Source organism: Leyella lascolaii, assembly GCF_900079775.1.
Classification (GTDB): Bacteria; Bacteroidota; Bacteroidia; order Bacteroidales; family Bacteroidaceae; genus Prevotella; species Prevotella lascolaii.
On sequence record NZ_LT556038.1, the window covers coordinates 661,111 to 681,538 of the forward strand.

14 protein-coding genes and 1 tRNA gene are annotated in these 20,428 nt (G+C 49.4%); 2 read left to right on the forward strand and 13 right to left on the reverse strand.

The genetic code is table 11. The features are described 5' to 3' along the window. Positions 1-2: 2 nt before the first annotated feature. The 7 genes from BN4609_RS08565 to BN4609_RS08595 all read right to left on the reverse strand — a co-directional run bounded on the left by BN4609_RS08565 (position 3) and on the right by BN4609_RS08595 (position 8,239). Positions 3-1,112: a DegT/DnrJ/EryC1/StrS family aminotransferase gene (locus BN4609_RS08565; protein ID WP_068856241.1), complete on the reverse strand. Its 1,110-nt coding sequence runs from the start codon at positions 1,110-1,112 to the stop codon at positions 3-5. Between the two features lie 35 nt (positions 1,113-1,147). Next, positions 1,148-2,596 carry a lipopolysaccharide biosynthesis protein gene (locus BN4609_RS08570; RefSeq protein WP_068856243.1) on the reverse strand — a complete coding sequence of 483 codons (1,449 nt, stop codon included), beginning with the start codon at positions 2,594-2,596 and terminating at the stop codon, positions 1,148-1,150. 376 nt (positions 2,597-2,972) lie between these two features. Continuing rightward, positions 2,973-3,209, reverse strand: coding sequence for a hypothetical protein (locus BN4609_RS08575; RefSeq protein WP_068856244.1), 237 nt, complete (start codon positions 3,207-3,209; stop codon positions 2,973-2,975). Between the two features lie 277 nt (positions 3,210-3,486). Then, on the reverse strand, positions 3,487-4,800 hold the full coding sequence (locus tag BN4609_RS08580; protein WP_068856245.1) for a UDP-glucose dehydrogenase family protein: 1,314 nt from the start codon (positions 4,798-4,800) through the stop codon (positions 3,487-3,489). Positions 4,801-5,041: 241 nt separating this feature from the next. Beyond that, positions 5,042-5,587 carry a UpxY family transcription antiterminator gene (locus tag BN4609_RS08585; RefSeq protein WP_068856246.1) on the reverse strand — a complete coding sequence of 182 codons (546 nt, stop codon included), beginning with the start codon at positions 5,585-5,587 and terminating at the stop codon, positions 5,042-5,044. A 717-nt stretch (positions 5,588-6,304) separates the two neighbouring features. Beyond that, positions 6,305-7,396 carry a DUF4435 domain-containing protein gene (locus BN4609_RS08590; RefSeq protein WP_068856247.1) on the reverse strand — a complete coding sequence of 364 codons (1,092 nt, stop codon included), beginning with the start codon at positions 7,394-7,396 and terminating at the stop codon, positions 6,305-6,307. A gap of 21 nt (positions 7,397-7,417) precedes the next feature. Continuing rightward, the gene (locus tag BN4609_RS08595; RefSeq protein ID WP_021992607.1) at positions 7,418-8,239 is read right to left on the reverse strand and encodes an AAA family ATPase; all 822 of its coding nucleotides are present in this window, start codon (positions 8,237-8,239) and stop codon (positions 7,418-7,420) included. 841 nt (positions 8,240-9,080) lie between these two features. Here BN4609_RS08595 and BN4609_RS08605 point away from each other — a divergent pair. Beyond that, the gene (locus BN4609_RS08605) at positions 9,081-10,022 is read left to right on the forward strand and encodes a DMT family transporter (protein WP_068856250.1); all 942 of its coding nucleotides are present in this window, start codon (positions 9,081-9,083) and stop codon (positions 10,020-10,022) included. Between the two features lie 81 nt (positions 10,023-10,103). Next, a complete protein-coding gene (cysK, locus tag BN4609_RS08610) occupies positions 10,104-11,033 on the forward strand; it encodes a cysteine synthase A (RefSeq protein ID WP_068856252.1) in 930 nt (309 codons plus the stop codon). 366 nt (positions 11,034-11,399) lie between these two features. Here the strand turns inward: cysK and BN4609_RS08615 are convergent. The 6 genes from BN4609_RS08615 to BN4609_RS08645 form a co-directional block, all read right to left on the reverse strand. Continuing rightward, positions 11,400-11,474: transfer RNA gene (locus tag BN4609_RS08615), tRNA-Val, on the reverse strand. 942 nt (positions 11,475-12,416) lie between these two features. Further along, the gene (locus BN4609_RS08620) at positions 12,417-13,544 is read right to left on the reverse strand and encodes an OmpA family protein (RefSeq protein WP_021993502.1); all 1,128 of its coding nucleotides are present in this window, start codon (positions 13,542-13,544) and stop codon (positions 12,417-12,419) included. Positions 13,545-13,715: 171 nt separating this feature from the next. Then, positions 13,716-15,545 (reverse strand): DNA mismatch repair endonuclease MutL, encoded by a 1,830-nt coding sequence (mutL, locus tag BN4609_RS08625; RefSeq protein WP_068856254.1) that lies wholly within the window; start codon positions 15,543-15,545, stop codon positions 13,716-13,718. 288 nt (positions 15,546-15,833) lie between these two features. Next, complete coding sequence (locus BN4609_RS08635) at positions 15,834-17,519, reverse strand: OstA-like protein (protein WP_068856256.1); 1,686 nt, start codon at positions 17,517-17,519, stop codon at positions 15,834-15,836. Continuing rightward, positions 17,516-18,946 (reverse strand): peptidylprolyl isomerase, encoded by a 1,431-nt coding sequence (locus BN4609_RS08640; RefSeq protein WP_068856258.1) that lies wholly within the window; start codon positions 18,944-18,946, stop codon positions 17,516-17,518. Before BN4609_RS08640 ends, BN4609_RS08635 begins: the two co-directional genes overlap by 4 nt. A gap of 38 nt (positions 18,947-18,984) precedes the next feature. Further along, the gene (locus tag BN4609_RS08645) at positions 18,985-20,406 is read right to left on the reverse strand and encodes a peptidylprolyl isomerase (RefSeq protein WP_068856379.1); all 1,422 of its coding nucleotides are present in this window, start codon (positions 20,404-20,406) and stop codon (positions 18,985-18,987) included. Positions 20,407-20,428 lie beyond the last annotated feature (22 nt).

Sequence of the window (20,428 nt, forward strand, 5' to 3'; positions counted from 1 at the left end):
TATTATTTAATTATAGTTAACAAAACTCGCTCTATATCCATACTATCCAACGCATGGTGCATCGGCAGACAAATAACTGTCTCCGCCATTCTGTGCGCATTCGGAAGATTCTCCGGTCTTGCACTCTCCAATCCGCGATATGTAGAGAACTCGCTGATGAGCGGATAAAAGTAGCGTCTTCCAAGTACATTACGTTCTTTCATCTTGAAATAAAGCTCGTCACGCGTCATACCGTATTTCTCTGCATCAACAAATATCGGGAAATAAGAATAGTTGTGCTTCACTCCCGGCATATCGTCAAAGAATGTTATGCCTTCCACCGGACGCAGAGCCTCACGGTATTTTATCGCCACCTTATGGCGTGCCTCTATCGCCGCATCCACCTGACGGAGGTTGAGCAGACCATAAGCCGAACGCACCTCATCCATCTTGCTATTGATGCCCGGGCCTACCACCGTAACCTCGTTTGCAAACCCGAAGTTTTTCAGATAGTCTATACGCTTTTTTGTCTCCGCGTCATGCATAACCAACGCACCGCCCTCAACCGTGTTATACACTTTCGTTGCATGAAAACTAAGTGTAGACAAATCTCCCGCATTAAGCACACTCTCTCCGTCAACTTCCACACCGAAAGCGTGCGCTGCGTCGTATATCACTTTCAGTCCGTAAGTGTCGGCTATCTCCTTTATGCGTTTTGTATTGCATGGCTTACCATACACATGCACCGGCATTATAGCCGTTGTTTTCGGTGTGATGGCCGCCTCAATCCTGTCCGGGTCAATATTACCTGTCGCAGGATCAATGTCAACAAACACCGGTTTTATACCATTCCACCACAGACTGTGTGTCGTTGCCACAAAACTGTATGGCGTTGTTATCACCTCACCCGTTATGCGCAGCCCCTGTAAAGCTGTTATAAGCGGAAGCGTTCCGTTTGTGAAAAGGCTTATATATGGAACTTTCAGATAGGTTGCAAGCTCTCTTTCCAGCTGCTTGTGAAACGTGCCGTTGTTAGTAATCCACTTGCTTGCCCATATTTCCTTAAGCATCGCATTGAATTCGTCAAGATCCGGCAACAAGGGTGATGTCACCGTAATAGTTTTGTTATCCATAACAGTATGTTTTTATTTTTGTCGTTGTCCTTTTATTATTTGCTTCTTTTCAACATGTATTTCACATCTTCCAACTCACTGAACTTGAACAGCATTGCTCCACCTAAGTAAACAACAGCACCGACTGCTCCGCCAACTATTATCTGTGCAAACATGTTTGGTATGGCATGTGTCATAAGAAGAACCACGCCAAACATAACTAGTCCTAATCCGACTATCGGCAGAAGGTCTCCCATTTGCCTGAAATATCCCACATTTATAAGCTTGCCTGTGTAATATGTGTTTATAATCAAAGATATAAGAGAAGCTACCACACTTCCGCAACAGAACACAACCAATCCATGGGGTAATGTAAACACAAGAATTGACAGTCCTACTATTTTCTTTATAATTTCAAGTCGTAAAAACAGATCAGACCGTCCCTTCACCTGAAGGAGATTGAGGTTTATTGCATGAACCGGATACCACATTAGCTGAAAGCATATTATCTGGAGCAGTACCACGCACGCTTCCCACTTAGCTGTGACAAGCGTTATGACCAAAGGATGTGCCAATGCCGAAAGCATCATCATTATAGGGAACACAACAAACGCCGTAGCTTTCAACATTTTTCGGTAATTGTGCGCCAGTCTCTCGTTGTCATCCTGTATCTTGCTCAACACAGGGAATGTTACATTCTGTATAACTCCTGTCACATTCTGTGATGGCATCTGGGCATACCCCTGCGCCCTGTTGTAAACACCGAGATCAGCCGGACTGTAGAATTTTCCAATAAACACAGGTGCTATATTCTGATACAATGTCTCAAGCAAACCCGACGCCATAATTTTATTGCCATAATCCCACAGATACTTGAAAGACTTTTTAGACCATCCGGTCTTTGGCAACCATCTGACAGCGTACCAATTGAGTATAAGTCCTAAAAAACTTGCAAGAACTCCGGAAACGACAAGTGCCCACAACCCATATCCCATGAAAGCCATCCCTATACCTACACAAGCTGAAAAAACTCTTGTTATTATAGATATTTTTGTCGGTGTCTTAAAATCAAGCCTTCTTTTCATGATGACAGACTGGGGTGTGCTCAAAGGTCCCCACAAAAAACTGAGAGCTGTGAAACGGATAAGAGGTACAAGAACAGGTGTATTATAAAAATCTGCTATCAACGGAGCTGTTAAGAACAGAACAACATACAAGAAAACTCCTACTGCTATACTATAATAAAATGATGTTGACAAATCTTCCTCCGTCAAATCTTTCTTGCGTACAAGCGCATCAGCCAGTCCCGCATTCTGAAGAATAAGTGCCACTGCCATAAATACCGCCGGAAGTGCCGTTATTCCATAGTCGCTCGGTGACAGCAGACGTGCCATGACAATGCCCACACAGAACTGCATGCCATAATTCGCAAATTGATTGAAAAAGCTCCAGTAAAGTCCTTTCTTTGTCTGTTGTTTTAAATTCCCTGTATTTGATTCACTCATTCTCTCCTCTTTTTCATAATATAATCCCACGCCGATACCGGCAATTGGATTTTATCCGGCATTTTTCTAAATCGCTTTACACCTATTTATCTTAATGTTTTCCGTACTTGAATACCGTCAAAACAAGTCCTATATATAAATCATAGTTTCGTCAACTACAAATTACATACCACTAAAGGAATCTTCAAACATTTATTTTTTTATCATATTCCATATTCACCGGTGTCACAATATGCATTGTCTTCTATAACTTTATTCACGCATTTCGATATTGTCATATTTATAAGCATGTCCGACAGATTCAGTTTGTCATGGCTTGAGAAAAATACAGGACTGCCAAGTCTGATAAAGCCTTCCGTTCTCTCGCAGCCTGTCTTCATTCCATAAGCGACTTTGTTATGCCATGAAGAAATTGCATAGCAAGCATGGAGCGGCTCGTTCCTGTATCTCCCACTATAGATATGGTCAGTGGACGCACGTCTGAAGTCTCCTCTCCTTTGCCTTGATAAGTTACTGTCTGCAACTGGAGTCCGCCATACAGAAGTTCGTCAAGACCGTTTATACCAGTCCTTACCTTCCCGTTATTATAATGTATTCTTATGTCATTCTCCATTCTCCAAACTAATGTCCTGTACAACAATATTATGCCATAACATTAAGCAAGGCTTCTCTGCTACGTCTCTTGTCACACTCTTCGGTAACTCTTCAAGAAAACATCACATAGTATTAAAGAAAATCTTTCTTACTTATAAGTCCGACTTCCAATCTGAGCTTTCTCCTCTGAAATTCACAGATTTCTTCTCACATGCATTCCGAAAAATGTTGTCCACATCTTTCTTATGGCTTATCTTCTGCCATCTCATCCGCCGCAACGGGCTGTGGAATATCCGTCAGCGACCTATGCAATAATACTCAAAGCCGTTTTGCCTGAGTTCCTCGGCGTCGTAGATGTTGCGGCCGTCGATGATAAGTGGTGTCTTCATCGACTTTGCCACCACGCCCCAGCTGGGCAGGCGGAACTGCTTCCATTCTGTGAGCATGAGCAGGGCGTCGGCATCGAGCACTGCGTCATACATGTCACCTGCATAATACACCTTATCACCTATACGGCGGCGACATTCATTCATGGCGACAGGGTCGTATACGCGGACGGTACATCCTGCCTCGAGCAGCAGACCGATGGTGACGAGCGATGTTGCCTCACGCATGTCGTCGGTCTCGGGCTTGAAGGCGAGTCCCCACATGGCGATGGTCTTACCTTTGAGGTCACCGCCGTAGCGTTTTGAGAGTTTGTTGAAAAGCACGCGCTTCTGGTTCTCGTTCACTTCCTCCACAGCCTTCAGCACACTCATGTTATATCCGTTCTTCTCGGCAGTCTTGATAAGTGCCTTCACATCCTTGGGGAAGCACGAACCTCCGTAGCCACAGCCGGGATAGAGGAATTTGCTGCCGATACGGGCGTCGGAGCCTATGCCCTTGCGCACCATATTGACGTCCGCGCCCACCAGCTCACACAGGTTAGCGATATCGTTCATAAAGCTGATGCGCGTGGCGAGCATTGAGTTGGCGGCATATTTTATCATCTCGGCGGAAGGAATGTCGGTGAATATCACACGGAAGTTGTTGAGCATGAACGGACGGTAGAGCTTCACCATAAGTTCCTTTGCCTTCTCCGACTCCACACCCACAACTACTCTGTCCGGACTCATGAAGTCCTTGATTGCTGCTCCCTCTTTCAGAAACTCCGGATTGCTTGCAACATCAAACGGCACGTCCACTCCGCGCTTGTCCAGTTCCTCGCGTATGGCAGCCTTCACCTTCTGCGCCGTACCCACAGGAACGGTCGACTTTGTGACAAGCACCGTATATTTCTTTATGTTCTGACCGAACTCGCGTGCCACGGCAAGCACATACTGCAGATCGGCGCTGCCGTCTTCGTCAGGAGGAGTACCAACGGCACTGAACACTATATCGACATTGTCAAGACAACTGGTGAGATCGGTGGTGAAGTTGAGACGTCCCTCACGATGATTGCGCAGCACCATCTCGTCAAGTCCCGGCTCATATATCGGCACCTGACCGTTCTTCAGTGAGTTTATTTTCTCCTCGTTCACGTCCACACAAGTAACGTTAACTCCCATCTCCGCGAAGCATGTGCCGGACACCAGTCCGACATAACCAGTACCTACAATTGCTATATTCATAAATCTATGTTTGTTTTGTTTTTTTTATCTTATGTTTTTATCCCAAGCAGATGTTCTAAATTAATTGCCGTCATATTGTGTGCTGTCCAAGAGCCGCATTTCAAAGTCCGAAGAGCGGGTGTATCGGGCTACACGACCGAGGAGACTTTTGTATGAAGCCCTGAACAACGCATAGTATGATGACAAAGATATATATGACATATGAATGATTTTATAATATCTGTTAACTTTGAACAGCTGCTTATTCATTTATTATCTCGATAAGACTCGGATGCACCTTGGTCATCGCCACAGCTATCACTCCCTGAATAGCCACCACCACACATTTCGACCTCTTGCCCGGCACACGCACGAGCACGCCTTCCTGTCCGGCGAACGGCCCGCCCACCACGCGCACCGCATCACCGCACGACAGATTCACCGCCTCGGGCGACAGCCACTCAAGCTGTTCTTCGTCTGTGCTGCTCACGGCGATGAACTGCTGCATCTGACGTTCGGGCACGACAATAGGCTCGCGGCGCAAACCGGAGTCACGGATGATGAAATGAAGGTAGGGCAGATTTTTCTTCAGCGTAGTTATCCTGTCTTTTGTCGTCCTTACAAACAGCAGATCTCGTATCACGGGGACAAGCTGCGGGGCTGTGCGCCGCGACCTTCCGCGACGGACATAATGCATGGGTATGAACGTCCGCAGACCTTCATCGGCAAGAGCCGTCTGAGCCATGAGATTACGTCCATACGTGGCACGCATGGCAAACCATTGCTCGTCTTCTATTATTTCGGACATTTAATTAAACTAAATTTAAACGACAAGACACGCCTCTGGGGCATTGAAAACCTTATAATGTATTGGTTTTCAATTACTTATAATATAAAGAACATAAATAAGAGACTCTCAGCAGACTTGTCAAGACCTGCCTTTACAGTCATAGTCTCCTATCCGTTGGCAAAATTACGAATTTTATTTGAAAAATAAAAGCATTTCTCATGACAATAAACAATTTTAATCTGAAACATCATGATTTGTCATAAACATGTAACGTCGCACCATCACATCGTCATAATCCCGATACAGGCATTCCACCACCGAAACCGCCTCTTCACCTCATTGGCTGCCCTTCGCTCCTCTTCCACAATGCCTCCGTCATCTTGTATTCTGCCTTTTATCCATGCAGTTCGTCACATCCTGTACAAAACTGTCAACCAACATGTCTGACAACAGCACCGAACAAGTATGAGATATTATGACCTGCGCGGGGCAATATGCCCTTGCCGGATGCATATGTTTTCATGTTCTTACATTCATGGTTGTCTCTTCCGGAACTTTAAAAATATCGCATATTACACGAGAATACTACACTTTAGAATGACAATACATACCATTCGCGAAAATAAATGACACTAAATCCGCTTATAACATTTCATTTACGATTTCATAAAAAAGCAGCTACGGGTCTGTCTTACACCGAAATTCCTGACATAAAACCATTATGCGCGCCACGGCTCACGCACCGTCTGTATGTGTCTCGGCAGCCGTCGCACCGTCCTTCCCCGGCACAGTCTTATCCGAATATTCCTTCCGTTCAGTGTCCGCTGACGGTTCGTCACCGAGAAAGCGGCGTATGTCGTCCATCATCCGTCCGCACGGTGCTGATGACGTAAAGGCAATGTTCTTCTTCAACATCAGCTCAACGTCAGCCACACTGCCAGAGTAGCACGACAGTTCGTTGTTCCTCTGAGTGGGATGAACGCTCTGCCGCGATATCTCGTTCTCACGCTCACGCACCAGCATATTGCATATTTTCTTCAGCATAGGCACCACCACCTTGTCGAAAAGATGGTGTCCCTGTACATACAGATAAGTGGTTTCCGGTGTCACACCGAGACGCTTTATGTCGTCCTTCACCTCCTGCCAGCTTTTTTTAGCCGACGGATAATGCCGCTGCAACTGCGTCACCCGGCGTGCCACCTTGCGCCTTAGATTGCGCAGCGAGCCCTCCGTATCATAGGGATTGAAGTGTCCCGTCTCTATCACATGCAGGAAGTCGCTTATTGTGAACTCCGTGTAATGCGGTGTGCGGTAGAACCATACGCTCCACACGAAGAGCGGGAAGATGGCGAGAGAGTACTCGCGGAAGTAGCTCACGAAGTCGAATATGGCGTGGTCGTTGAGCGTCACACCTACACACACGTCATGAAGCGACGGCGCATAACACTGCAGGTTCTCTATCGAATAGGCATATGTATGGAATATGTACGGACTGTCTATTATCGTCTCCGACATAGGCGTGGCACGCTGTATAAGGTAGTCGTAGTCGGCATCCACGCAGGCTATCATGTCTCGTCCCACCTTACCGTTAAGCAGACTCATCAGAGCAGCCTTCTTTCCACGTTCAAGATGCGGTACGCGCGAGGGCAGCATCACCTCGAAATAGCGGGTGGAGTCTTCAAACCGCGACAATACCGACCGCCAGAAAAACACGTCATCGTAGCTTTCCACATATGCCACTATGCGGCGGCGCGCCTTTTTTGAGGTCATGCGGTTGGCTGCCTCGAAGTAGCCAGACGACAGGTTGTCTTTCAGTCTTTTACTCATAGGGGCGCATTTATAAGGTTATCATAATGTGATGTCCGTCACCTCGGTCACACGGTCAGCCCATCCGTTCATTATCACGGCAGGGCTGTGCGTGGCAAGAATTATCTGCACGTTCGGGTTAAGTTCCAGAACAATATCTATGAGACGCTTCTGCCACTCGAAGTGAAGGCTCACCTCAGGCTCGTCCATGAACAGCACATAACTGCGGTTGTCCTCCACCAGGACTGTGAGCATTATGGCGAGCATCTGCTTCTCGCCACTCGACAGCTGGTAGGGCAGCAGGGTCTCACCTATCTGTGTAAATAGAATCTCGTTCTCCGTGCGTATTATCTTCTTGCCGGTCGCCTCGAACAGGTCGTCGATAAGGTCCTGGAAGCGTTTCTTAGGAGCCGATATTTCCCGCGCCTTTTCAGCCGCGTCGGGGCTGCCGCTCTGCAAAACGGATATTATCCTGTTGCCTATGTTCACCTGATAATCAAGATATTTGCGCTGCAAATGATATATCAGCAGGTCCAGTTCCGTGGCGAGCGGCGTTATACTTGCGTTTATCGCGCTCATTGCCTCCACGTTCACAAGCGGGCGGTCCACCGACCTTATGAGGTCATAGCGTATCCATTTGGCATCCTCCGGCACCACCTTTAGCCTCACACCCTTCAGCATATGGTTGGCGAACTCGCCTCCTGCCACAAGTCCTCGCACCACCTTATTAAGTATAGTGCTCTTCCCCACTCCGTTTATTCCGCTGAGTATGTTCACCTGACGGTCGAGATTCCACACCACATGATGTTTCCCGCTCCATAGCGAGTCAATCTCTATCTGTTCAATGTAATCGGCGTATTTCATATTAGTAGCGTTTTTAGACCGGCGGAAGACTGCGTCGATAACGTGCGGCAGTGCCGGTGATGGTTTCAACTTTTCTTATACAAAGATATTGCAAGGTGAGAGCAACGGCAAGGAGGGAAAACGCAGTTTTACCGGACTTGACACTGCCGAACCGAAGCATATCTTATACAAAGATATTGCAAACGAGCGGAATGAGAGCTTGCTCTCAAATTCCCGAGTGCAGCATATCTTATACAAAGATATTGCAAGGCGAGAGCAACGGCAAGGAGGGAAAACGCAGTTTTACCGCACTTGACACTGCCGAACCGAAGCATATCTTATACAAAGATATTGCAAACGAGAGGAAAGAAAGCCTGCTTTCAATTTCCCGAGTGCAGCATATCTTATACAAAGATATTGCAAGGCGAGAGCAACGGCAAGGAGGGAAAACGCAGTTTTACCGCACTTGACACTGCCGAACCGAAGCATATCTTATACAAAGATATTGCAAACGAGCGGAATGAGAGCTTGCTCTCAAATTCCCGAGTGCAGCATATCTTATACAAAGATATGAAATTAATCCATCACGGTATCTTTTTTTGACATTAAAAAATTTGAATAACACTTATTAGGCATAGAATTCATAAAAACAGCCTTTCTGACAATATATACATCCATGGCTATGAAATGTCTGAATTCCATCCACACATCCATATACGACGCACCATGCCATCTGTAGATTGGCGGATATAATATATAGGACGACATTATCTTTCTTTTTTTACGCATTAGATAATTGGATCTTTCTATTTTTCTTAACTTTGCACACCATTAAGGCAGAAACAATAAAAAATATAGTATTATGGATAACAACAAAGCTCTGACGGCTCATCTAAGCATGCTGGGAGCATGCGTCATGTGGGGACTGATGGCTCCCATCGGAAAGACGGCAATGATGAACGGCATCGACGGCATCAATCTCGTGTCGTTCCGCATCATGGGAGGCGCGGCACTGTTCTGGACGGCCTCGCTCTTCGCAAAGAAAGAACACGTGCCGCTGAAGGACGGTCTGCTGATGATTGCGGCAGGACTCTTCGCGCTGGTGTTCAACCAATGCTGCTTCACCATCGGACTGGGTATGACCTCTCCGTCCAACGCAAGCATCATAACTACGTCGTCGCCGATATTCGCACTCATACTCGCGGCAATCATACTGAAAGAACCTGTGACATGGAAAAAGGCATGCGGAGTGGCTCTGGGATGCTGCGGAGCTGTGATGCTGATAATGACAAGCGCGTCGGAAGGCAATGCCAAGGTGGGCAACATATGGGGAGACGTGCTTTGCATAACGGCACAGTTCTCGTTCGCACTGTACCTTACGCTGTTCAACAGACTCATAAAGCGATACAGCGTATTCACCATCAACAAGTGGATATTCCTCTGGTCGGCAGTACTTATAATGCCTTTCTCGGCAGGACACATCGTAAGCACACCGTGGTCTGCTGTGGCAGCAAAGGCATGGTTGTCGGCAGGCTACGTGGTGTTCTTCGGCACGTTCGTTGCCTATCTGCTCACGATGGTGGCGCAGAGGGTGCTCCGCCCTACGGTGGTGAGCACATACAACTATGTCCAGCCGATGGTAGCTGTGAGCGTGAGCCTGCTCACCGGCATGGCTGTACTTAAACCCATGCAGTGCCTGGCAATGGTTCTGGTGTTCTGTGGGGTTTGGCTCGTCATAAAGTCCAAATCAAGACACGACATCATCAAAGCCGGAGAAAGAGTGGAAAAATGCCTCAATAAGTAGGAATAATACATGTGGCAGTATGGCTGGCGTTATCATATTTTTTTTGTAAATTAGCACCCGGATAACAAAAACTACAGAATTATGAAAAAAATAGCAAATAGACTTACCGACCTCGTAGGAGGCACACCGCTGCTCGAGCTCAACCGTTTCGCGAAAGAAATGGGACTGGAGCAGCCTATAATAGCAAAACTGGAATATTTCAACCCGGGCGGAAGCGTGAAGGACCGCATAGCTCTTGCAATGATAAACCAGGCGGAGAAGGACGGCATCCTCTCTCCCGGAGCGACAATAATTGAACCGACAAGCGGCAACACAGGCGTAGGACTGGCTTTCGTGTCGGCTGTGAAGGGCTACCGGCTCATCCTCACAATGCCTGAGACAATGAGCATAGAGCGTCGCAAGCTTGTAAGCGCATATGGGGCGCAGGTGGTGCTCACACCGGCGGCAGAGGGCATGAAGGGTGCCATAAAGGAGGCTGAACGGCTGCGCGACAGCACAGAAGGCGCGGTGATTCTGCAACAGTTCTGCAACAAGGCAAACCCGGAGGCACACTACAACACTACAGGGCCGGAGATATGGAACGACACTGAGGGACATGTGGACGTGTTTGTCGCCGGAGTGGGCACGGGCGGTACCATATCGGGCGTGGGCAGATACCTTAAAAGCAAGAACCCCGCCATACGCATAGTGGCGGCAGAACCGGCGTCATCTCCGGTGTTGAGCGGCGGCAAACCCGGACCGCACGCCATACAGGGCATAGGTGCGGGATTCGTGCCTCAGGTGTTCGACCGCAGCGTTGTGGACGAAGTCATCACCGTGACTGACGAAGACGCAAAGTCCACTGCACGCCTGCTGGCTCAGCGCGAAGGCTTGCTCACAGGCATATCGTCGGGCGCGGCGGCATGGGCAGCGGCATCATTGGCACGCCGTGAGGACATGCGTGGCAAGACAATAGTGGTTCTTCTGCCCGACACAGGTGAGCGTTATCTCTCCACAGGAGTGTTCGGATGAGCACTTCAGTGCTAAATCTGACTCACCGCACCGATTGCGCTGATATGACACACGCAGCTCGCGGTGAATAAGAAAAAGATACGCAGTCAGTAGACATATGCATTATGTCCGTCATACTGCATGACAGGGTTCATGCAATGCTTTTCATTCCTTTATACAAAAGAAACGCCGGAGACGTCTGCACCCATATGTGAGGCAGCACGACTCCGGCGTTTATTATGGCGCAGCATACAAACGTGAAAGATACTCCACACACATGTGGGGAGGTAATGGATGAGAGGCATCCGTATTTCACGCCCATAACAGCAGACCGACGGACATAAAAAAATCCCTGCAGTCCCGAAAGACTACAAGGAAACACCCCTGTGGGCGTTGACGGATTCGAACCGCCGACCCTCTGCTTGTAAGGCAGATGCTCTAAACCAGCTGAGCTAAACGCCCTTGCTTCTTCTAAGCGATTGCAAAGGTAGGACTTTTATTTTATTCCACCAAATTTCGGAGATAATATTTTCAAAAAAATTGGTTCATTCTCACTTCTGCATCACATCACATATTGTCCGACATGGTTATTAAACCTGAACCAGCCTCCATGACGTCATAAATACGAACATATATCAAGGTGTTTTTTTACTATCTTATGTATAAATGCCGTAATACAGTGTTCCACCATTACTCAATTTGATTTTATATACTTAAAAAAGAAATGTAAGGAATCTGACTTACAGACACACGGAATACGGATGAAGCTTAATGTTCAATCCCAGATAAACACGTAGATATATGAAAATGATAATCAATAACATAAATAGCGCACAACTTACTCGGGAGACTCAAGATTTTGAGTCTCTACATGGCATACGCCGTCATTAATATTATTGGATACATACAAAAATATTATCCGTTATCACCAAAGTAGAGACGCAAAATCTTGCGTTTCACAAGCAAAACATCATACACGTTCATCAGCAGTCGAAACATTTGCTGACTGTCTTCCGACTCCTTCATTTCTCTCATGCAGCAATACCGCTATCCGGAGTCGCATCTTTGTCCGATACAGTCCGATATATCATTTACAAAACCCTGTAAACAACCAGTCAGACCATAGTGAGGAATAATATCAAGGTATAAACACCTATTCAATATTAGAACATGTCACACCCAACCACATATTCCGAATCGCTCCCCACAACTCCACTACACTACTGTCACCATATTGCCATAGACCTTTTCATTACGCATCCGACATAATATGAGACTAAAGCAGAAGCAAACATGCCTGACAACAGAATACATAAGGATGAATCACACGGAGTGAGTTGAATAATAAAAAAAGGACGTACCTCACGGTACGTCCCCTAAACAATTTATTAATAAATAGATATATTAGTCTTTAACCTGTACAGTTGCACGACGGTTGTAAGAAATCGGTGACAGGTCGTTTACACCACCCTTGGCAGCAGTAGATACGTTGTCACGGCTCATACCCATCTTAACGAGTTCGTTAGCAACTGTTTCAGCACGCTTCTCAGACAGCCACTGGTTGTAGTCTGGCTTACCTGTTGCGCTGTCAGCATAACCTGTTACGAGAAGGCTTGCACCATTCTCCTTAGCATACTTGGCAAGAGCCTCAACATTTACGAGATCCTTCTTTGAAGCGATCTTGTACTTGTTGATGTTGAAGAATACAGAAACCGGAGTGTTGATGAATTCCTTAACAGCCTTCGGAGTCTCGTCCTTCTTCTCTGCAAGAAGCTTCTTCAGACGTGCGTTCTCAGCGTTAGCGTCGTTGAGCTGTGCGTTGAGGGCGTCAATCTGAGCCTGTGAGAGAGCCTTGATAGCGTCTACATCAGGTACCTTGTTCCATGTAGCCTTGCCGAGGTTTACTGTAAGACCTACTTCAGCATAGAGGCTGTTGTCATGGCTGTCCCATCCGCGCTCACCGTTGTTAACGATATTTGTACTCATGAAGTCGTTCTCGTAGCGGTTCCAGCCAAGCTCGAGGTTGATGGCAACCTTACGGCTTACATAGAACTGATTCAAAAGACCGACACTCAGAGCCATTGCGTAAGTCTTGGCATCGCAGTTACGTGCGAATCCGGCACCTGCGAAAGGAACTACGTTCCATACACGGTCAGGATTGTAACCGCAAAGCATATTGCTCAGATTGAAGAGCACCTGCTCCTGAGCATTCCAGTACTTGAAGCTCTGGTCGTTAGCCTTACCCCAGATACCGGAAACCTTTGTACGGAGACCGATGCCCGGTGTGAACCATTTACCGATGGCGATTGAAGCCTGCGGATTTGAACGGAAGCTCTTGAACGGGCTTCTTGAAAGACCAAGTCCGTGCTCTGCTGATGTATAGAAAGCAGACCACTGGGCACCACCCTGAATGAACCAGTTGCTCCAGAATGAGTTTGTAGCAACGCTGTGCTTAAGCACAGGGTCAGCGTCCTGAGCCATTGATGTCATAGAGACGCCGGCAAAAGCCAAAACAATCAATAATTTTTTCATAACCTATATTTAATTAAATAAAAAATATCATACCAACGGACGCCGCAGCATCCGTTATGTGTACAAAGTTAGCAATAAAATCTTTACAGCAACACTTTTTAGCTAAAAATATTGCTTTAAGCATGAAAAAAAAGCTTAAATCAATTAAAATGGCACATAAAATTGCTGTTATCATGCAAACAGATGCTCTATTTCAGTCCCTTTAAGTATGCTTAATATCTTCTTGCCGTCGGGCGTATAGTTGAAGTTTGAGCACACAAAAAGAGCGTTTATTATGTTCTCCATCTCCTCATTACTAAGCACTTGTCCGTAGACAACCGCCGCATTGCGCGCAAGACCGGAGGCTATAATACGGCTCACTTCGTCCACATCGCCCGACGGGTTTTCGGTCGCCGTACTGACGATGTCGCGCACAAGATTCACATAATTGAGTCCGTCAATGCCGGAAGGCACAGAGTTTATGGCGTAAGAACCGTTTCCCAGATCGGTGAGCTCGAACCCGAGCGCGCCCATCTGTGGCATCATCTTGCCAAGAACATTGTTCTCCGCCACAGAGAAATGCACCACCTCGGGGAACAGCACCTTCTGGGGGAACGACTTGTTATCGCGCAGAAGCGACATGTACTTCTCATAAAGGATGCGCTCATGAGCCCTGTGCTGGTCGATAATCATCAGTCCCGACTTGACGGCGGTCATTATATAGCGTCCCTTATACTGATAATGTGCCGGTGACTTCTCGGCAATATCTCCTGCCGCCGGAGCAGGGTCCACACTGCCGGAATCCGGTTCGTCGTCAAACAGTCCGGCAGGATCATCGTCCTGCACAGGCTTGAGTCCGTCATAGAGCTGCTCCCATCCGGCAGGGGCGGCAGACCTTCTCGGTGACGGCGTTGACTCAAACGGATTGTATGAAGGGTTGTACTCCACTTTAGGCATTGGCAGGTCACCCTCGCCGTCAAACACCGGGATGTCGGGACGGTCCTGAGTATCGAAGTCGATTGCTGTGACATCATTGAACATTCCCACACAATCTTTCACCGCAGCAGTGAGAATCTGCCATATCGCCTGTTCGTTGTCAAACTTTATCTCAGTCTTCGTGGGATGTATGTTCACATCTATATTCTCCGCCGGAACCTCGAAATAAATGAAATACGGAACCTGCTCGCCTGCCGGGACAAGCCGTTCGAAAGCCGACATGACAGCCTTGTGGAAGTAAGGATGCTTCATGTAGCGGTCGTTGACAAAGAAATACTGATGCACGCCTTTCTTGCGGGCAGACTCCGGTTTGCCCACAAAACCGTGTATCTTGCATAACGACGTGTCGACGTCGACAGGCAGAAGACTCTGGTTTATTCTCTTTCCGAACACGTCGACGATACGCTGCCTCAACCCTCCGGGCTTCAGATTGAACAGTTCAGTGCCGTTGCTGTGAAGCGAGAACGCCACCGACGGGTTCACAAGCACGATACGCTCGAAAGACGCGATGATGTTGTTCAGCTCGGTGGTGTTCGACTTCAGGAACTTGCGGCGTGCCGGTACGTTATAGAAAAGGTTGTCCACCATGAAATTGCTTCCCACCGGACACGAGCACGGCTGCTGACTGTCGTAACGCGAGCCGGACACCGACAGATGAGTGCCCACCTCGTCCTCCTGCCTGCGTGTCTTCAGCTCAACATGCGCCACAGCCGCTATGGAGGCGAGAGCCTCGCCGCGGAAGCCCATGGTATGGAGCGAGAAAAGATCCGCCGCACTGCGTATCTTCGACGTGGCATGCCGTTCGAACGACATGCGCGCATCGGTCTCGGACATGCCCTTGCCGTCGTCTATCACCTGAATGGACGTGCGTCCGGCATCCGTCACCAGCACATTGACATGCGTGGCTCCCGCATCTATGGCATTCTCCACAAGCTCCTTGACGACGCTTGCGGGTCTCTGGATCACCTCACCGGCTGCAATCTGGTTGGCGACTGAGTCCGGCAGCAATTGAATGACATCACTCATATCAGAAATTTATGATAAAACTGATTAACGCAATAAACAATATAATAAGGAAAAGGAGAAGCATCAACAGTCCGGAGAAACCATGGCGCGCATACGGTCCTGACGTACGCATGATGTGAAAAGCGCCGTCCCGCCGCGCACCGTCCTTATCATGACGCGCCTCTCCGCGCTTTTCCGCCGACATACTCTCAGCCGCGCGCCGCTCGATATCGCGCAGACGCTCCCTCCTCTCGTCTATATATATAAAGGTGTGGGAGAAACGCCGTGGTCTGATGTTACGGAAGAGACTCATCGCTCACCGCCTCCTCCCCTGCCGCGCAGACGCTGGAGCGGAGCCTGCTGACGCTCCACTATCTTGAGCTTCTCATCCTCACTCTTTCCGCGCCAGTTGAACACGTCTGCCGGATTAACCGGACGTATCTCCTCAAACCACGCAAACTCCGGAAGCTTATATCGTTCCGGAGGAATCTGCGTCATGGGATATATGGTGCCGACAGCCTTCGGAGCCCATATCTTCTCGAGCTTCCGCTCTGCCGTCATGAACAGGCGCATGGTGTCGGTCTCTATATAATTGAGGTTGGAAAGAGTACTGTCATTGTCGTCGGAGATGTAATAGACCGACTTCACGTTGCCCGTCGACACCAGACGCCGCAACGCGCCGTCGGTGAAAAAGGCGTCCATGACGCGCGACGACACCTGGTCGTAATGGTTCTCCTTATCCACCAGCTCCACCGAAAGAGCCTGTCCGATGACCCGCGCGAGCCTTACGGTGCTGTCGTTCATGTAAACCTCTATTCTCTCTCCGAGCAACTGCCTGTTTGCGTTCCACACTATCGGGTCGTGATACATAGTGAGGCACGAGTCAGCAGAATTGAACACGAGCGAGTCGCACACCGCCTGGACGTCCGTCCGATAGACGCGCACCTTGCGGAATCCGTGCACCTTGCGGTAGACAGAGTCCGTATTAATATTATATGTATATATCTTCAGCGAGTCAGAATGCATGTAAAGCGTGTCGGGCTTCTGCGAGAAGTCCTTCAGCAAGACGTTATCCGTGGCATATCCGTAGCCCGTCTTCTCGTTGTAGAACAGGCGGTCGCATATCAGCTCGTTCTTGTTGAGCGTGTCGGTATACACCACATTGCCGAAGCCCTCGTTTATTCCCGTCTCGCTGTTGTGATAAAGACTGTCTCCGGTGATGGTCTTTTCCTTGTCGGTGATGGTGGAGCGGCTGAAGAAGCGCGCCTGGTCTGTCTCGGTGTTGAGATAAGCGTTCTCGGTGTTGATGACGCTTCCGTCCGACGTTATGCGCGAAGGACCTGTCACATGAGCCACAGACTGCTCTGTGTCGAAGTAGAGCGAGTCGGTCGTTATGACCTGTTTGTCACTCAGCATACGCACGTTATAGAAAAACGCCGCCTGCTTTGTGGCAGTATTGTATTCGCCCCAGTCAGCCACAAGCTTGTCTCCGCCGTCCACCAGCTCACCGCCTTCAAAGAAGTAAGCATAGCTGTAAAGACGGTCGTAATTGAGGCTGTCGGTGTAGAGCGTGCGCCCACGGTGCTTCATCACCACGTTGCGCCTCGCCATCATCATCTGCTCCATGCCGTCGTATTCGGCATAGTCGCACGTGAGCGAGAGGGTGTCGCCCTGCCTGAACCTCACATGTCCGAACGCCTGCATGGCATTGTTCTCCTGAAAGAAATAGGCGCTGTCGCACCACAGATTGGCTCCCTTATGTCTGAAATGCACCTTTCCCTTGGCTATCTGCGCGTGCGGATTGAGTCCGTAGGCGTCATATTTCAGTTCGTCGGCATGCACGAGATACACCCGCTCGTCGTCTGCGGCACGCTTCCCCTTTGTCCTTGGTACTACCGAAGATGCCACGAGACAAAGTCCAAACAGGCATAGAACCAACAACAAGATGATTCTATGCCCGTCCTTAAATAGGAATTTTATATTATTATACGTCATCTGACCCAACCTTCGTATTCGAAATCGCAGTTCTTGTATTTGTCGTTCATCCTGACGTATGTTTTACTTATTTTGTCGACAACCCAGTCATGCAGGAACTTGTCGCGTTCCTTCTGCAACACCACGTTCTTCATCACCTGATAGTCTTCGGTGATGGTCGCACGGTGCGACTCGGTGCGGCTCTTGAGCTTGATGATGGCACACACCGTCTTGCCATTGCTGTTGAGCATCTCGAAAGCGTTCGATATCTCGCCCACCTTCAGTTTCTCCACTTCGCGCGCCACCTCCGTGGGAAGGTCCTGCATACGGAAACGTGAGGTGCGTCCCTCAATGGATATGTAAGACATCACACCGTTGTTGTTGCGCGTATCCTTGTCGTCGGAAACGAAAGTGGCAGCCTGCTCGAAGGTGTATTTGCCTCCGCGTATCTCTCCGGCAAGCGAGTCGAGCTTATGGGTCATCTCCTTCAAGGCAGCCTCCGACACCTTCGGCTTGCGCAGGATGTGACGCACCTTTATCTTGTCGCCGCGCTTGTCGATGAGCTGTATGATGTGAAAACCGTATTCTGACTCCACTATCTTCGACACCTTCTTGGGGTCGGTGAGGTTGAACGCCACGTTGGCGAACGCCGGGTCGAGATATCCGCGTCCGATGTAATCCATCTCACCGCCCTGCCGAGCGGAACCCTCATCCTCTGAATAGAGGCGTGCCAGTGTGGCGAAAGTTGTCTCCCCGCTCATCACACGTTCCGTGTAAGAGCGCAGGTCATCCTTCACGCGGTTTATCTCCGCCTGCTCTATTTTCGGCTGCTTGGTGATGATCTCCACCTCAACCTCGGTCGGCACGAGAGGCAGACTGTCGGCAGGCAGGTCGCGGAAATAGCGGCGCACGTCGGCAGGAGTGACGGCGATGTCCTTCACAAGCTCCTTTTTCATCTGGTTGATGCGCAGGCTGTTCTTGAACTCGTCGTGCAGTTCCTGACGCATCTGGGCGATGGTCGCCTTGCGGTATTCCTCCAGTTTCTCGCGCGAGCCGGCAAACTGAATCCAGCGGTTTATCTGTGCCTCGACTTCCCTTGCCACGTCCGACTCCGACACCTCTATGGAGTCGAGCTCAGCCTGATGCAGGAACAGTTTCTGCACGGCGAGCTGCTCGGGTATGGCGCAGTCGGGATTGCCGTGCCACTTCATACCTTCCGCCTCTCCCTGAAGACGCATCATCTCAACATCAGACTTCAGAATGGGTTCGTCGCCCACTATCCATATCACCTCATCGGCTATGCTGCTCTCCGGTATCTCCACGTTACGGGCTGTCGCCACTGAGTCGTTTCCGGCATCGCCGCGCGCTACCGTTCCTGCCGTGACGCTCACGCCGGACAGGAACACCGCTGCCAGCACGCCGGTATAGATGTTAGTCAGTTTTCTCATTTCATTCTTTTTGTTTAATATATCGGCAACGCCACGTGTCAGTGTCTGTTGACTGTGGCGAGCACATCCTTGTTCACGGTCACGGCATATTTGCGTCTCAGTTCCGCAACCCACTGTTTCTCGAGCTGCTCCTGATAGTCTGCCACCACGAGCTCGCGCACGTCCTCATACGACTTCGGCGACTTCAGACGCTTGCCGTATACGGCTGGTATGGGATACTCGGAGGGCGGGGTGACGGTCGTGTCAGCCTTGAACACCATCTTGTCCACAAGAGCGTTGTCTCCTTTCTTGAAGATTCCCTTAACCACCCTCACACGTATGATGCTGTCGTTGAACGTCCGCCGCAGCGTGTCAGCCCAGTTTTTGAAGTCCACCTTCTTTATAGCGTCCTTCACGGCGTCGATGTCCGAAGCGTCTTTCACGAAATATGCGATTCCCTTGTAGCGCGGTTCGTCCCAACGGTATTTCTTCCTGTTCTTCTTGAACCAGCGTTCCAGTCCTTTCTCGTCAGCAGCCGCCTTCTCCCATACGGTGCGGTTGCTTATCTCATAAAGAAGCAGTCCGTCGTGATACTCGCGTATGAGATTCTTCAGGTCAGGGTCTGCCGCCTCCATCTCCGCCGCCCTGCGGTCGAGAAGTTCGTCGGGAGTGACGGGCGGCACCGACGCCTTTGCTATGGAGTCGATGTTCTGTGTGATGATGCGCTCGCGCACTCCGCGCTGGTCGATGAACCGCAGTATGTCGGCATGCACCGAGTCGTAGGGGAAGAACATGCCCTTGTCCTCAAGCAGCACGATGTGATATCCTGCCGGAGAGAGGAACGGTTTGCTCATCTCACCCTTCTTCAGCGAATACACCACGTCCTCAAACTCCTTCAGCGTCTGTCCCTTCTGCAGCCACGGCAGGCGTCCTCCATTCACTGCCGAGCGGTGGTCGTCTGAGCACTTGCGCGCCAGCGAGGCGAAGTCGGCGCCTCCCTTGAGGGCGTTGTATATCGAGTCGATGCGTTCCTTAGCCTTCTCCTGCGCGCCGGCAGGAGCGTTCTGTCTCAGTCCGACGAGAATGTGGGCGGGCTTCACAAGTCCTCCCAAGGAGTCAACGCGGGTCTGCGTTGCCTTATACACGTTCCACGCCTCCTTCTCTATGTCGGCGTCGCTGATGAACGACGGACGTATCTGCTGGTTGCGGTAAAGCAGGAACTCCGACCTGAAATTCTTCGTTGTGTCGATGCCTGCGTCTATGGCTGCCTGCACCTTCAGCTTGTAGTTGATGAACAGTTCGGCATATTCGTCCACACTCTTCTTGTCGACCACGGTCTCCGAATTGTTCTTGTTGTATGAATATTCAAACTCAGAGCGCGTCACCGGCTGTCCGTTTATGGTCATCACCACCGGGTCGTTCTGGGCGTTTGCGACGCTTCCGGAAAGAAGCGCCGCAAGCATCAGCATGCTGAATCTCATCATTCTCCAGTTGTTTGTTCTT

Bases quoted from the DNA above. Each gene is read 5' to 3' on its own strand.
- mutL (WP_068856254.1), bottom strand. From the start codon at position 15,545: ATGAGTGATGTCATTCAATTGCTGCCGGACTCAGTCGCCAACCAGATT.
- BN4609_RS08595 (WP_021992607.1), bottom strand. From the start codon at position 8,239: ATGAAATACGCCGATTACATTGAACAGATAGAGATTGACTCGCTATGG.
- BN4609_RS08635 (WP_068856256.1), bottom strand. From the start codon at position 17,519: ATGACGTATAATAATATAAAATTCCTATTTAAGGACGGGCATAGAATC.
- cysK (WP_068856252.1), top strand. From the start codon at position 10,104: ATGAAAAAAATAGCAAATAGACTTACCGACCTCGTAGGAGGCACACCG.
- BN4609_RS08620 (WP_021993502.1), bottom strand. From the start codon at position 13,544: ATGAAAAAATTATTGATTGTTTTGGCTTTTGCCGGCGTCTCTATGACA.
- BN4609_RS08570 (WP_068856243.1), bottom strand. From the start codon at position 2,596: ATGAGTGAATCAAATACAGGGAATTTAAAACAACAGACAAAGAAAGGA.
- BN4609_RS08640 (WP_068856258.1), bottom strand. From the start codon at position 18,946: ATGAGAAAACTGACTAACATCTATACCGGCGTGCTGGCAGCGGTGTTC.
- BN4609_RS08565 (WP_068856241.1), bottom strand. From the start codon at position 1,112: ATGGATAACAAAACTATTACGGTGACATCACCCTTGTTGCCGGATCTT.
- BN4609_RS08585 (WP_068856246.1), bottom strand. From the start codon at position 5,587: ATGTCCGAAATAATAGAAGACGAGCAATGGTTTGCCATGCGTGCCACG.
- BN4609_RS08575 (WP_068856244.1), bottom strand. From the start codon at position 3,209: ATGGAGAATGACATAAGAATACATTATAATAACGGGAAGGTAAGGACT.
- BN4609_RS08580 (WP_068856245.1), bottom strand. From the start codon at position 4,800: ATGAATATAGCAATTGTAGGTACTGGTTATGTCGGACTGGTGTCCGGC.
- BN4609_RS08605 (WP_068856250.1), top strand. From the start codon at position 9,081: ATGGATAACAACAAAGCTCTGACGGCTCATCTAAGCATGCTGGGAGCA.
- BN4609_RS08590 (WP_068856247.1), bottom strand. From the start codon at position 7,396: ATGAGTAAAAGACTGAAAGACAACCTGTCGTCTGGCTACTTCGAGGCA.
- BN4609_RS08645 (WP_068856379.1), bottom strand. From the start codon at position 20,406: ATGAGATTCAGCATGCTGATGCTTGCGGCGCTTCTTTCCGGAAGCGTC.